The organism is Natranaerofaba carboxydovora (genome assembly GCF_022539405.1).
Lineage (GTDB): Bacteria > Bacillota > Natranaerobiia > Natranaerobiales > Natranaerofabaceae > Natranaerofaba > Natranaerofaba carboxydovora.
On sequence record NZ_CP054394.1, the window covers coordinates 1,002,031 to 1,015,416 of the forward strand.

At 34.3% G+C, this 13,386-nt stretch carries 14 protein-coding genes; 13 read left to right on the top strand and 1 reads right to left on the bottom strand.

Annotated features, from left to right (window positions below; genetic code table 11):
- Nucleotides 1-5 precede the first annotated feature (5 nt).
- The 13 genes from ACONDI_RS04885 (at nucleotide 6) to ACONDI_RS04945 (ending at nucleotide 12,738) form a co-directional block, all read left to right on the top strand.
- Nucleotides 6-1,001, top strand: a complete 996-nt coding sequence (locus tag ACONDI_RS04885) for a polysaccharide deacetylase family protein (protein WP_241080362.1) — start codon at nucleotides 6-8, stop codon at nucleotides 999-1,001.
- The gene (locus ACONDI_RS04890) at nucleotides 991-1,872 is read left to right on the top strand and encodes a VanW family protein (RefSeq protein ID WP_241080363.1); all 882 of its coding nucleotides are present in this window, start codon (nucleotides 991-993) and stop codon (nucleotides 1,870-1,872) included. The genes ACONDI_RS04885 and ACONDI_RS04890 overlap by 11 nt, the downstream gene beginning before the upstream one ends.
- A gap of 83 nt (nucleotides 1,873-1,955) precedes the next feature.
- A complete protein-coding gene (locus ACONDI_RS04895) occupies nucleotides 1,956-3,212 on the top strand; it encodes a M16 family metallopeptidase (protein WP_241080364.1) in 1,257 nt (418 codons plus the stop codon).
- Between the two features lie 24 nt (nucleotides 3,213-3,236).
- The gene (dut, locus tag ACONDI_RS04900) at nucleotides 3,237-3,704 is read left to right on the top strand and encodes a dUTP diphosphatase (RefSeq protein ID WP_241080365.1); all 468 of its coding nucleotides are present in this window, start codon (nucleotides 3,237-3,239) and stop codon (nucleotides 3,702-3,704) included.
- Between the two features lie 331 nt (nucleotides 3,705-4,035).
- On the top strand, nucleotides 4,036-4,266 hold the full coding sequence (locus ACONDI_RS04905; protein WP_241080366.1) for a YlmC/YmxH family sporulation protein: 231 nt from the start codon (nucleotides 4,036-4,038) through the stop codon (nucleotides 4,264-4,266).
- A 98-nt stretch (nucleotides 4,267-4,364) separates the two neighbouring features.
- Nucleotides 4,365-4,865, top strand: a complete 501-nt coding sequence (locus ACONDI_RS04910; protein WP_241080367.1) for a general stress protein — start codon at nucleotides 4,365-4,367, stop codon at nucleotides 4,863-4,865.
- 150 nt (nucleotides 4,866-5,015) lie between these two features.
- Nucleotides 5,016-5,900: a dipicolinate synthase subunit DpsA gene (gene dpsA, locus ACONDI_RS04915; RefSeq protein ID WP_241080368.1), complete on the top strand. Its 885-nt coding sequence runs from the start codon at nucleotides 5,016-5,018 to the stop codon at nucleotides 5,898-5,900.
- Between the two features lie 5 nt (nucleotides 5,901-5,905).
- Nucleotides 5,906-6,499: a dipicolinate synthase subunit B gene (locus tag ACONDI_RS04920; RefSeq protein ID WP_241080369.1), complete on the top strand. Its 594-nt coding sequence runs from the start codon at nucleotides 5,906-5,908 to the stop codon at nucleotides 6,497-6,499.
- A 3-nt stretch (nucleotides 6,500-6,502) separates the two neighbouring features.
- Nucleotides 6,503-7,708 (top strand): aspartate kinase, encoded by a 1,206-nt coding sequence (locus tag ACONDI_RS04925; protein WP_241080370.1) that lies wholly within the window; start codon nucleotides 6,503-6,505, stop codon nucleotides 7,706-7,708.
- Nucleotides 7,709-7,862: 154 nt separating this feature from the next.
- Nucleotides 7,863-9,494: a ribonuclease J gene (locus ACONDI_RS04930; protein WP_420848182.1), complete on the top strand. Its 1,632-nt coding sequence runs from the start codon at nucleotides 7,863-7,865 to the stop codon at nucleotides 9,492-9,494.
- Nucleotides 9,495-9,721: 227 nt separating this feature from the next.
- Nucleotides 9,722-10,900, top strand: coding sequence for a thiolase family protein (locus ACONDI_RS04935; RefSeq protein ID WP_241080372.1), 1,179 nt, complete (start codon nucleotides 9,722-9,724; stop codon nucleotides 10,898-10,900).
- Between the two features lie 9 nt (nucleotides 10,901-10,909).
- The gene (locus ACONDI_RS04940) at nucleotides 10,910-11,716 is read left to right on the top strand and encodes a VanW family protein (RefSeq protein WP_241080373.1); all 807 of its coding nucleotides are present in this window, start codon (nucleotides 10,910-10,912) and stop codon (nucleotides 11,714-11,716) included.
- A gap of 212 nt (nucleotides 11,717-11,928) precedes the next feature.
- Entirely contained in the window at nucleotides 11,929-12,738 is an 810-nt protein-coding gene (locus tag ACONDI_RS04945) for an alpha/beta fold hydrolase (RefSeq protein ID WP_241080374.1), read from the top strand.
- Between the two features lie 97 nt (nucleotides 12,739-12,835).
- Here the strand turns inward: ACONDI_RS04945 and ACONDI_RS04950 are convergent, their stop codons facing one another.
- Nucleotides 12,836-13,030 carry a hypothetical protein gene (locus ACONDI_RS04950; RefSeq protein ID WP_241080375.1) on the bottom strand — a complete coding sequence of 65 codons (195 nt, stop codon included), beginning with the start codon at nucleotides 13,028-13,030 and terminating at the stop codon, nucleotides 12,836-12,838.
- Nucleotides 13,031-13,386: the final 356 nt, after the last annotated feature.

Consider the following 13,386-nt stretch of genomic DNA (forward strand, 5'->3'; position numbering starts at 1 on the left):
AAGTTATGAGAAAAAGAAAATTAATAATTGGTTTATTAATTTTAAAGCTGGCCTTGATTTTCTTTTTCATGAATTTTGATAATAGCATTGAAAAAGATGATAATGCAATATCTCCAGGGGTAAAGTTAGAAAACGTCCCTCTCGAAAAAGAACTTGGTGTAAAACCTGATGAAGACGAAACAAAAGAATTTATTAAAAACCATACAAAAGATTTGGAAATAGAACCTGAAAACGCTTATATAGACCCTTCTACAGGAGGGATAGTTCCAGGTACAACAGGTAAAGTGGTTGATACCGAAAAAACTTTAAATAATATTTATAAGGCAAAAAAAGGAGAAAATGTATCCCCCGTTTTTACCACTGTAGAACCTTCTGAAAATACCAATGATTTAACTCCCGCACCTATCTATCAGGGTAATCCCAATATTAAAAAAGTATCTTTTATATGCAACGTTGCCTGGGGTAGTGAACATATCGATGAATTAATTGAAGTTTTGGATAAACATGAAGTGAAAATCTCATTTTTCTTAGAAGGCAGATGGGCCAAAAATAATCCGCAAAAGACTAAATTTATCTTTGATAAAGGGCATGAAATAGGAAATCATGCATATAGCCACTATAATATGAGCACAATCGATAGGAACTTAATAAAAGAGGAGATTAATAAAACCAGTGAAACTATAGAAAGCATTATTGATGAAGAAGTTAAACTTTTTGGACCTCCTGCAGGAGATTTTGATGATAGAGTTCTTGAAGTGGCTGATGATCTTGGTGTATATACTGTAATGTGGAGTCTCGATACGATTGACTGGATGGAGCCTGGAATTGATTATATGACTGACAAGATATTGGATGGTATTCATCCGGGAGCATTTATTTTGATGCACCCTACTGAAGATACAGTTACAGCTTTAGATGAAATTTTGTCAGGCTTAAAAGAAAAGTCATATAAAGTTGTTCCGGTATCAGAACAGTTGGGGGTAGATATATATGAAAATTAGGTTTATTTCAGTTTTACTTTCTAAAAAAAAGTTATTATTACTTCTTGTTTTTATTCTAATTGTTGGTTTAATGGTCAAATTAGATGGTATAGAAAAAATACAGCGTTCTATTTATGGGGTTGAAAGAGGGGTCTATCTTTATGATATAGAATTGGCAGGATTATTTGAAGAAGAAGTTGAAGAATTAGTAAGGGAACTGGCTAAAGAAGTGGATAAACCATACAGAGATGCATATATAGATGATGAAACCGGGGAAATAACCGATGAGACGATCGGAGAAAAGGTATTGATCGGTAAGACAGTAGAAAATATCATGAATGCATCAAAAAACACAGAAGTTAAACTTGAAACAATGCCTCTATATCCTAGACTATCTAGTAATATATTAGAATCAATCGAACATGAAATTTCAGGTTATTCTACAGGAATAGGTCCAGGAGGCGGTGCAGGTAGGGTTACTAATATTGAAGTGGCTACGAACGATGTAAATAATACTGTTATTTGGCCGGGAGAGGTATTTTCATTTAATGGGGAAACTCTACCAAGAACGTGGGAAGAAGGTTATCGCTTCGCTCCGATTATAGTTGGTGATTCTGTGGTAAATGGAATAGGCGGAGGAGTTTGTCAGGTTTCATCTACTTTATATAATGTTGTTCTCGAAGCTGGGCTTGAGGTGGTCGAGAGATATCCTCATGGTGAACCAGTTGATTATGTACCACCTGGAAGAGATGCTACAGTTGCAGGGGATTACTTAGATCTAAAGTTTAGAAATAATACCGAAAACTTTTTACTTATCAAAGGAGAGGCTAGTGGTGGAGTTGTTTCATTTACATTACTTGCAGACGACGAAGAATTATCATCGCTTAATTAGTTATTCCGGTGCAAAAAGTCTATTCACATAATATAACTTTTTGCATCAGAATCAAATACTTAGTTTATTAGGAGGCAATAAAATTGTACTATTCGACCAATCTTGATAACAAAATAGAGGTTATCGCAGAGAAAGTAGAAAATATAAGGTCAATTTCTTTAGGGATATGGCTTAAGAGTGGTAGTAGATTTGAAAATCCTGATTTTAACGGTGTTTCTCATTTTATGGAGCATATGCTTTTTAAAGGAACAAAAAATAGGAGCCCGCAGGATATAGCAAATGAGATTGATGATATTGCGGGTGAGATGAATGCTTTTACAACAAGAGAGTACACCTGTGTGTACTTAAAGGTTATTGATGAGTATTTTGAAAAAGGATTAGAAATTGTTGCAGATGTTTTTTTTAACTCCGTTTTTCCAGAAGAAGAGATAGAAAAAGAAAGACAGGTAATATTAGAAGAAATAAAAATGTATAATGACAGTCCTGAAGATCAAGTATATGATCTAATGTTAGATTCTTGTTATGGAGGTCATCCACTGGCATTTAATGTTCTTGGAGATAAAAATACTATAAATAATATAGACAAAAACTTCTTAGTGGACTATTATATCAATGGCTTCTTGTCCCGTGATATTGTTATTTCTGTAGCAGGTAATATTGAGCCTCAGAAAGCTACTTCTATTATAAAAAAATATTTTGATAAGAAAAGGTTAAATGATGCTCATTTAAATGCTGGGAGTCCTGTATATCAAACTGATGATAAATACAAGTATAAGGATATTGAACAGGCTCACTACTGCCTTGCTCTTCCGGGAATTGCTTATAATGATGAAAAAATTTATCAGCTTAGTTTATTAAACAATATTTTAGGTGGTAGTATGAGCTCTAGACTTTTCCAAAATGTCAGGGAGCTAAAAGGACTTGCTTATTCTGTATATTCTTATCCTCTAGCTTTTCATGATACCGGTATATTAATTGTGTATGCCGGAGTTAGTCCTGAAAATATTGAACAAACTGGTGAAATAATTTGGGACAACCTAGAAGGTTTAGCAGGGCGAAGAGAAAATATGAATATTACTAGTAGAGAGCTTGAGAGAGCAAAAGCCCAGGTGAAGGGAAGTATTATTTTCAGTTTAGAGAGTACTAATTCTAGGATGATGAGACTTGGTTATTCAAAATTATTGAAGGGAAAAGTTTTTACGCCTGATGAAATTATTGAAAAAATTGATAAAATAAAACTTTCTGATCTAGAAAAATTAGCAGACCAATTATTTGTGCCAGGTAAATTATCGACTGCTTTAATTGGTCCGGTAAATAATGCTTACAATCCTGTAAAATAAACAAAATACTAGAGGTGATAAATAATGGAGAAGTACAAGATGTTTATTTATAAAGAGGAGAGCGCAAATGATCTGCCACTTCCTCATTATAAAACTGATGGTGCTGCAGGAATGGATTTATATGCAGCTGTTGAAAAAGAGGGGTTGACTTTGAAACCTGGAGAGAGAATTTTAGTTCCAACGGGCATAAAAATACAATTAGAATCGGAACTAGAAGCCCAAATTAGGCCAAGAAGCGGGTTGGCAGTTAATTACGGGATCACTCTTCTAAATAGCCCTGGTACGATAGATTCTGATTATAGAGGTGAAATAAAAGTCATTGTTATAAATCATGGTAGTGAAGAATTTAAAATTGAAAGAGGTATGAGAATTGCCCAACTGATTGTAAGTAAGGTTATTAAGCCTAATATCGAAATAGTAGAAGACGAAAAAGAATTAGAAAAAAGTGTTAGAGGAAAAGGTGGCTTTGGACATACTGGAGAAAAAAATTGATTCTACTGCAAAAAGTCTATTCACATAAGTAAATTGCTTTTAATTGAAACATCTAAGATTCGTCAGCAGTCGAAATAAGGTTCCCTAATCAAAGAACTCGTCCTGAGTTCGATTAGCTAATGACATCCTGTCATTAGACCTTATTTCTCCTGCTTTCTCATCAAGATGTATATTGCAATTAATAGCAAAACTTTGTTCATATGACTTTTTGCAGTAGAATAAAAATTGAATTATGGCAGAAAAATCAATTATTAAATAAGAGTTAATTAACTCTTATTTTTTTGGTTTATTTTGCATAAATTTTTATAGGATAGACAAAGGAGGGTATTATATGAAATTTGATAATTTAAGTAAAAAAGAGATTATAAATTATAAAGATGGTTTAAAGCTTGGCCATCTTGGTGAAGCAGAGCTATTAATAGATCATAACACAGGTAAAATTAAAGCTCTGATTCTGCCAGAAAAAAAATTATCCATAAACAAAAAAAATAATCATGAAATTCCTTGGGATTCAGTAGTAAAGGTTGGTGTTGATATGGTTATAGTGGATTTAAATAGCTAAGTTATAAAGCATAAATAAATTCTAAAGGGGAAAAATAGATATAGGTATTTTTAGAAAAATATCTCTATCAAATCATTGCTGTAAAAGGAGGTAGTAGTATGAACAGAACGGTTGTAGGAATATTTGCATCAAATGAAGAAGCTAAATCGGCTGTTAATAGTTTAAGGGAAAATGGTTTTGGTGATAATGAAATTTCACTTATAGCCAGAGATAATAGACAACAAGAGGGAGACCAAACAACTGATGCTGGTGCTAGTTATGATAATCAAAATTTAGGTGATGGCACAGCTACAGGAGGAGTGCTTGGAGGTCTTGCAGGTCTTCTTGCTGGAGTAGGAGCTCTAGTTATTCCTGGAATTGGTCCTATTATTGCTGCAGGTCCAATTGCTGGAGTTCTAACAGGCGCTGTCGCCGGTGGTATAGCTGGTGGTTTGATCGATTATGGAATTCCTGAAGAACAGGGCCAAATGTATGAATCAAGAGTTCGTGAAGGAGATGTTCTTCTTTTAATTGAAACAAGTGAGCAAAAAGCTGATGATGCTGAAAGAGTACTAAGACAAGAAAATGCAGATGAAGTAGAGTCTTATAACCAAGACTAACTTCTAAAAAATTCATTTGAATTCAGCTGCCCTTTATGATGGGGCAGCTTTTTTTATGGCTAAATACATTTATTAATCGCACGAACTATTTAATAATCTCATAACATGTAATGTGAAAGAGATGATGTCTGTTAAAGGGAGGCAACATAAATGGAGTTAAAAGATTATACAATTGCTCAGATAGGTGGTGACGAAAGAGAAGTATTTTTGATCAATGATTTAGCGTCTAGGGGAGCAAATATATTGGCGGTGGGCTATGAAAAAGCTCGCCATAATATTGATGCAAAAGCTATTTATTCCCTAAAAGATTTAAATGAAAAAGTTAATGCTATTATATTGCCTTTCCCGGGGATTGATACCGATTGGAATGTAAAGGCCAAATTTACGAATAGAAAAATCAACTTAAAGGATGAATTGAACAATTTGGAAGAGATACCCCTTACAATAGTTGGTCATGCAAGTCAAGAACTTAAAACTTATTATGAAGAAAAAAATGCATTATTAATTGAAATGGGTGAAAATGATGAGATAGCGATTCTTAATTCTATCCCCACCGCTGAAGGAGCTATCTCCTTAGCGATAGATAATACATCTTTTACTTTGGATGACAGTCCTATGCTTGTTTTGGGATTTGGTAGATGTGGGATAACTCTTGTTAATAAACTAAAATCTCTAAATGCTGATGTAATGGTTGTAGCAAGGCGACCGGCTGATCTTGCAAGGGCAAAAGAGATGGGAACAAAAGCAATGACTTTTGATCAGTATAGAAAAAACGAATTGGATGAATATCGCTTGATATTTAATACAGTTCCAGAATTAGTAATAGATGAAAATATAGTTAACAGATTGCATCAAGATACAGTAATTATTGATATAGCCTCAGGTAAGGGTGGGGTAGATTTTGAAGCTTGTAATAGAAAACAAATAAACGCAATTTTAGCTAAAGGAATACCCGGGAAATATGCTCCAAAAAGTGCTGCAAATATCCTTGCACAGGTTTATCCTAAAATTTTAAAAAATTATCTGGGGAGGTGAAAATAGTGGAACTTCAAAATATAAAAATAACGTTTTGTCTTACCGGCTCTCACTGTACTCTAGATGAGATTTTGCCAGAATTAGAGAAAATAATTCAAGAAGGTGCTGAAGTTCAACCAGTAATATCTGAATCAGTTGATACCACAGATACTCGTTTTGGAGAAGCAGTTGAATGGAAACATAAACTTGTAAAAATGACAGGTAAAAAGCTTGCCAACTCAATAGTTTCTGCAGAGCCAATCGGACCAAGAGAATTAGCAGATGTTTTGGTAATTGCTCCTTGTACCGGAAATACTCTTGCTAAGCTTGCAAATGGAATCACAGATACACCTGTGACTATGGCAGCCAAAGCACAGTTGAGAAATCAAAAGCCGGTGATTATTGCTTTAGCTACAAACGATGCCCTTGGGTTAAATGGAAAGAATTTAGGCATTTTGGTTAATGCTAAGAATGTTTTTTTTGTACCATTTAGCCAAGATGAACCTTTTAGAAAACCTAACTCAGTAGTTTCAAATATGAAACTAATAATACCTACAATACTTCACGCTTTAGAAGGAAAACAGCTGCAGCCTGTTCTATTGTCTCCTGAGGAGGAGTAAACGATGGAAATAATAGTTCAAAAATTTGGTGGGTCATCGGTTGAAAATAAATCTATGAGACAGCAAGTTATTAATCATATAATAAATGCAAAAAAACAAGATAAAATTCCAGTAGTGGTTGTAAGCGCCATGGGGAGGCAAAATGAACCTTATTCAACAGATAAGTTGATTGAACTCATAAAAGGTGAAAATGAAAATGTATCAAAAAGAGAACTAGATCAAATTATGAGCTGTGGAGAGGTTATTTCTAGTGCAGTTCTGGCTGCAGGTCTACAAAAGTCAGGGTATAAAGCTGTATCACTCACAGGATATCAGGCTGGAATAAAAACAGATGGAAATTATGGGGAAGCCTTAATAAAAGATATAGATTCTGATTCGATCAAAAAATATTTGAAAGAAAATGAAGTTGTAGTAATCGCAGGGTTTCAAGGTGTTTCACCAGAAGGAGAAGTTAATACACTTGGGAGAGGAGGAAGCGATACAACTGCTGCAGCGCTTGGAGTTCATCTAGATGCAGAAATGGTTGAAGTCTATACTGATGTTGACGGGTTAATGACTGCTGATCCAAAACTTGTGCCAAAGGCAAAGCCAATAGATAAAATAACTTTTTATGAAATTTTTCAAATGGCGAAAAATGGCGCCAAAATTGTTCATCCTGCTGCAATTGAATTTGCCATGAAGTATGAAATGCCTATTGTAATTAAAAATACAAGCTCAAAAGAAAGTGGGACCAGAGTAGTAAGTTCTATGGAGAGAATTAATGAAAATAGTGAAGATAAAGTAACTGGCATTATTCATACACCTGGTCTTGTAAAAGTTAAAGTCGCTTTAGATGAATCAAATTCCCAAAATGATAAAGTGAAATTATTTGAAATAATCTCAGAAACAGCGGTGCAGCTTGAAATGTTTAATATATTTGAATATGAAATAATTTTTGCTTTAAAAGAAAAATATCTCCAAGAATTGTTAAGTGAATTGCAATCTAGGGGACTTGGTAAAATAAATCATAGGAAAGGCTTAGCAAAGATAACCTTATTACATGCTGGCCTAGAAGAAGCTGCTAGTTTATCTGCTAAAGTATTGAAAATATTAAATGAAGAAAAAATCACTGTATTTCAAACTTCTGACTCTGATATAAGCATATCAGTGTTAACCTCAGAAGAAGTCCTAAATAAAGCTGTAAATATATTACACGAAAAATTTTTATAACTTTTTCAAAAGGTCGACAAATATCGGCCTTTTTTTCTTGCTATATTGGCATTACTACGTTATAATTTATCGTAATGGTAAGAGACGGGTAATATATAAAAAAAGGAGGTGCTTTTTTCTTTTGTCTAGTTCCGAAAAATTACAAATAATCCCAATGGGTGGTTTGGGTGAGATCGGGAAAAACATGTTTGTTATCCGGTATGATAAGGAATTTATCATTATTGATGCGGGCTTAAAATTTCCTGAAGAGGAAATGCTGGGTGTGGATTTTGTCATACCTGATTTTAGTTACGTAATGGATAACAAGCAGCATCTTAAAGGGATCTTCTTGACTCATGGTCATGAAGACCATATCGGTGCGCTTCCCTATTTGCTTGAAAACATTGATGCACCGGTTTATGCAACTAAACTCACCCTTGGGTTAGTAGAAAGAAAGCTTAAAGAACATAGTAATTTAAAAAAAGCAAACTTAAAACAGTTAAACCCAAACAATAAAATGCCTATAGGACCTTTTGAAATGGAGTTTTTTAGAACGAATCATAGCATTCCTGATTCTATAGGTATAATTATAGGTACACCAGAGGGTAAGATTGTACACAGTGGAGATTTTAAATTCGACCATACCCCTGTTAATGGCATGAAAGCTGATTTTGGCAAGCTAGCTAAATTAGGGGATGAGAATGTTCTTTGCTTAATTTCAGACAGTACAAATGCAGAGCATGAAGGTTTTACTTCTAGTGAAAGACAAGTAGGAGAAACATTTGATAATATATTTAGAGAAGCTCCCCAAAGGGTTATACTTGCAACTTTTGCATCTAACATTCACAGAATACAGCAAATTTTAAACTCCGCCAAAAAGTATGGGCGAAAAGTAGGTATAGTTGGAAGAAGTATGAAAAATGTTGTAGATGTCGCAAGTGAGCTCAACTACTTAAAGAATACTGAAGTAATAGTGGAAAGTATTGAAGAGTTGAATAATATGCCCTTTGATAAGACAGCTTTGATCACAACAGGAAGCCAAGGAGAACCTATGAGTGCTCTTACCAGAATTGCTTCAGATGATCATTCTAAAATACAGATCAAGCCTCATGATACAGTGGTAATTGCGGCATCGCCAATACCCGGGAATGAAAAGCTTGTTTCAAGAAGTATAGACAATCTGTACAAAAGAGGAGCGGACGTAATTTATAAGTCTACCTCGGGAGTACACGTTTCTGGTCATGCAAGCCAAGAAGAGCTTAAGCTTCTCTTAAACCTTGTAAAACCAAGGTATCTTATACCTTTTCATGGTGAACATAGAATGATGGTTCATCATAAACAAATAGCTGAAAAGTTAGGTATGCCATCCAAAAATGTTTTTTTGGTTGACAATGGAACTGTAATTGAATTTAAAGACAAGAAAGGCAAAGTAAATGGAAAAGTTTCTGCAGGCAAGGTATTAGTTGATGGTTTAGGCGTTGGTGACGTTGGCAATATAGTTCTCAGAGACAGGAGACTTTTGAGCCAGGATGGGATTTTGATTGTCGTGCTTACCATAGACAAACAAAACCTTGAACTGGTGGCAGGTCCAGATATAATTTCAAGAGGATTTGTCTATGTTAGGGAATCAGAAGAACTTTTGGAAACCGCAAGAGAACACGTTATTGATGCTTTAAACAAAATGTCAAAGAACAAGATGAGTGAATGGCAGGCTATTAAAAGTAATGTGAAGGATGTGCTTGGGAATTTCCTTTTTGAAAAAACTCGCAGACGCCCAATGATATTACCAATAATAATGGAAATTTAATAATTCTGGTGCAAAAAGTCTACTCAACTTTTTGCACCAGAACCATATATGGGAGGTTAACTAAGCACAATAGCTGGTCTGATTTAAATAGACCAGTTTTTTTTATGGATAACAATGCAGGGAATCAAGGACTATTCGAAGAAAAAGTACTAAAGGAAATGTAAGTATATTGAAATTAAGACTAATAACTATCTATAATTAACTAAATTGAAAGGATGGATATAATCATGCAGGATGTTATTATCGCTGAGGGAGTTAGAACACCTATCGGAGATTTTGGCGGGCAGTTTAAGGACCTTTTGGCGAATGATTTGGCAGTTATAACAATAAAGGAAGCTATGCAAAGATCTGATGTAAATTATGATGAAGTTGATGAAGTGATTCTGGGTAATTGTATACAGCGTACAGACGAGCCTAACCTTGGACGTACGGCTGCCCTAAAAGCAGGGCTTCCAAAGGAAACAACAGGTTTTACAATACAAAGACAATGCAGTTCTGGTATGCAGGCAGCAGTATCAGCTTATCAAGAAATTTGCCTAGGTGATGCTGATATAGTGATTGCAGGTGGAGCGGAGTCTATGAGTAATGCATTATATGTTTTAAAGGGTGCACGTTTTGGTCAAAGAATGGGGCATGGGGGTCTTACAGATAGTTTACTTGAATTATTAACTGATCCTATCCATGATATTTTGATGGGTAAAACTGCAGAAAATTTGGCTGAAAAATATGATATTACTAGAGAAGAACAGGACGAAATATCTCTTAGAAGTCACAAAAATGCTAAAAAAGCAACTGAGAATGGGCATTTTGAAGAGGAAATAGTGCCTGTGCCGGTTCCTAAGAAAAAGGGAGAAGCTGAAACGATAAATAAAGACGAACATGTTCGTCCTGATTTAACCCTTGACAAATTAGCCAAATTACCTCCAGTGTTTAAAAAAGATGGGACAGTAACAGCAGGTAATGCTTCAGGAGTAAATGATGGTGCAACTTCACTTGTAATGATGAGTGAAAATAAGGCAAAAGAAAAAAATATAAAGCCTCTTGGTAGGATAGTAAGTTATGCCTGGGCCGGAGTAGAACCTGATTTGATGGGATATGGTCCGGTACCTGCGACCAAAAAGGCATTAGAAAAAGCTGGACTATCATTAGATGATATTGAACTTATTGAAGTTAATGAGGCTTTTGCGGCACAGTATTTAGCCTGTGAAAAGCTTTTAGAGTTAGACAGGAATATAGTAAATGTAAACGGTAGTGGGGTTAGTCTTGGCCACCCTGTTGGAAGTACTGGTGCAAGAATTATACTCACACTTTTAAAAGAAATGCATAGAAGACAAAACAAATACGGTTTAGCAACATTGTGTGTTGGTGGAGGAATGGGTATGGCTGTAGTAGTAGAGAAATTGTAAGGAGGACTTATGAAACAACCTATCAAAAGATCAGAGCTTAGAATCACTCTCGGAAAATGCTATTATAAATTTAAAAGATATTTACAATGGTGTTTTAGTGGTGAAAGATGGGCTAAAACCTATAATAATGAAGTCTTAAGCGAAAAGGTGTTTGAACATCAAACACCTTTACTTCGAAAACTTAAAAATGTTGATATGTGGATGCAGTACAATAAAGTGGAAAATCTAAAGATTGCAACCCAAAAAATTAATAAAATTGTTATTAACCCCGGGGAAACTTTTTCTTTTTGGCGCTTGATAGGAAAACCGTCTAAAAGAAATGGTTATCGTACAGGTATGGTATTGTCTTATGGTCAAATTATTGAGGGAATAGGGGGAGGACTATGTCAATTATCTAATTTAATTTACTGGATGACTCTTCATACTCCCTTGACCATTAAAGAAAGATATCGCCATACCTATGATGTTTTTCCTGATGCTAATAGAGTTTTGCCATTTGGAAGTGGTGCTACCTGTTCTTATAACTATATTGATCTGCAGATATGTAATGAAACAGATCAGTCATATCAATTAATAGTTTATTTGACAGATGATTATTTAGTTGGAGAATGGAGGAGCGAAACTGAGCCGTGTCACTCTTATGAAGTATACGAAAAGGATCACTGGATTACACACGAATACTGGGGTGGCTATGTAAGGCATAATATAATTCATAGGAAGGTTTACAATCTTCAAGGAGAATTAATTGACGATGAATATGTGACAGAAAATCATGCAATTATGATGTATCAGCCATATTTGGAATCTGGTTATTGAATAATTTGTTTGGGTCAACAGAGTTCCAGCTATCATCAACCTCATCGTATATCAATATTTCAAAGTGTAGGTGGGGCCCTGTTGACCATCCTTTACTACCATCACTTCCTTAAAGGTATAAAAACAAATTACCTGTTAATTTGTATTCTATAAAGTTTATTTTTAATGCATAAAAGTTTACAATTTATAAAAATGAACCAAGGAGGGTTATAATGCCTTTTTTTGTTACGGATGATAGGGTGAGTATTTATTATGAGGACAAAGGTGAGGGTAAGCCGGTGGTATTATTACATGGTTGGTCAGGAAGTAGGCTGCACTATGGATTTACAGCTCCAGCTTTAAGATCGAAATTTAGAGTTATCACATATGACCATAGGGGGCATGGAGCTTCAGATAGGCCAGAACAGGGTTTGACACTCAATAGATTTGCAAAAGATTTGGAACAGTTACTTGATTATCTAGGGCTTTATGATGTAACAATGGTTGGATGGTCTATGGGGGCTCATGTTCTTTTTGAATATGTCAAAAACTTTGGGACAAAGCGGCTAGAAAAAGCTGTAGTAGTTGACATGTCTCCAAAATTGATTAATGATGATGAGTGGAAACTTGGTTTATATCACGGAAAATTTGATCATGATGATAACTTAAATGTCCTAAGTACAATGTGTGAAGATTGGGAAATATTTGCTGAAGAATTTCTTAAGAATGTGGCGCCTGGACTTAGTGAAGAAGAATTTAAAATTTCTTTGAAAGAGACAAGGACAAATACACCCCATGTTATGTATGCAATGTGGATTGCTATGACAAGTGCTGATTATAGAGATGATCTAGCAAAAATAGATGTTCCAACCCTTGTTATTTATGGTGATGAGAGTACTTTATACTCCAAAGAAACAGCAGAATATATAATTGAGAAGATTCCTAAAGCTAAGATTGATAAGTTTAAAAACTGTACGCATATGCTAGTTTTAGAAGCCCCAGAAAAGTTTAATAAAACAATTGAAGAATTTGTTTTAGAATAATGATCCTACTGCAAAAAGTCTAGTCACATAATTATAGTTGAGTAAGTAAAGTTAAAAAAATAAGCTCACAGAAATGAGCTTATTTTTTTAACTTTACTTATTTTTCATCGATATAATTTTCTACCTCATCATCATCTTCTTTATCAACCAAAGTCCAATCAGGACACCCTGAAAGCTTTTCTCCTGGATTTTTTTCAGAGACGTTCTGACATGTGTTGAAGTGAAATTTTAATCTAAGGACTAGGAAAATTATTATTACAAGTAAAGGAATAGCTAAAAATACTATATACATAATTATCCCTGATATATTATATCAGGTTTTCACCTCCTTGCTGAAATTAAATAAAAATATTACACCTCTTTTATAATATTACTTCAAAGTTGAATTGTCAATAAATAGTTGATTTATAAATCCATCTTGATTAAATTAATATTTGAATAATTAAAGAATAAAAAATTAAATAAAATTAATTTTAACTTATTGCATGATAAAAAAGCCATATGTTACTCTGTAGCCAGAATATAAGCCATATAGAACTGTTGATAAAAAATAAACATGCATAGCTAGCGTATACGCTTATATACAATAGTATAAAAAATATTGCTATCAAATAACTAGGACTCCCTTATAAGAATTATAGATTTTTG

Excerpts from the sequence above, each read along its gene's own strand:
- ACONDI_RS04885 (WP_241080362.1), top strand. The coding sequence starts at position 6 with ATGAGAAAAAGAAAATTAATAATTGGTTTATTAATTTTAAAGCTGGCC.
- ACONDI_RS04890 (WP_241080363.1), top strand. The coding sequence starts at position 991 with ATGAAAATTAGGTTTATTTCAGTTTTACTTTCTAAAAAAAAGTTATTA.
- dut (WP_241080365.1), top strand. The coding sequence starts at position 3,237 with ATGGAGAAGTACAAGATGTTTATTTATAAAGAGGAGAGCGCAAATGAT.
- ACONDI_RS04905 (WP_241080366.1), top strand. The coding sequence starts at position 4,036 with ATGAAATTTGATAATTTAAGTAAAAAAGAGATTATAAATTATAAAGAT.
- ACONDI_RS04910 (WP_241080367.1), top strand. The coding sequence starts at position 4,365 with ATGAACAGAACGGTTGTAGGAATATTTGCATCAAATGAAGAAGCTAAA.
- dpsA (WP_241080368.1), top strand. The coding sequence starts at position 5,016 with ATGGAGTTAAAAGATTATACAATTGCTCAGATAGGTGGTGACGAAAGA.
- ACONDI_RS04925 (WP_241080370.1), top strand. The coding sequence starts at position 6,503 with ATGGAAATAATAGTTCAAAAATTTGGTGGGTCATCGGTTGAAAATAAA.
- ACONDI_RS04930 (WP_420848182.1), top strand. The coding sequence starts at position 7,863 with ATGGGTGGTTTGGGTGAGATCGGGAAAAACATGTTTGTTATCCGGTAT.
- ACONDI_RS04935 (WP_241080372.1), top strand. The coding sequence starts at position 9,722 with ATGCAGGATGTTATTATCGCTGAGGGAGTTAGAACACCTATCGGAGAT.
- ACONDI_RS04940 (WP_241080373.1), top strand. The coding sequence starts at position 10,910 with ATGAAACAACCTATCAAAAGATCAGAGCTTAGAATCACTCTCGGAAAA.
- ACONDI_RS04945 (WP_241080374.1), top strand. The coding sequence starts at position 11,929 with ATGCCTTTTTTTGTTACGGATGATAGGGTGAGTATTTATTATGAGGAC.
- ACONDI_RS04950 (WP_241080375.1), bottom strand. The coding sequence starts at position 13,030 with ATGTATATAGTATTTTTAGCTATTCCTTTACTTGTAATAATAATTTTC.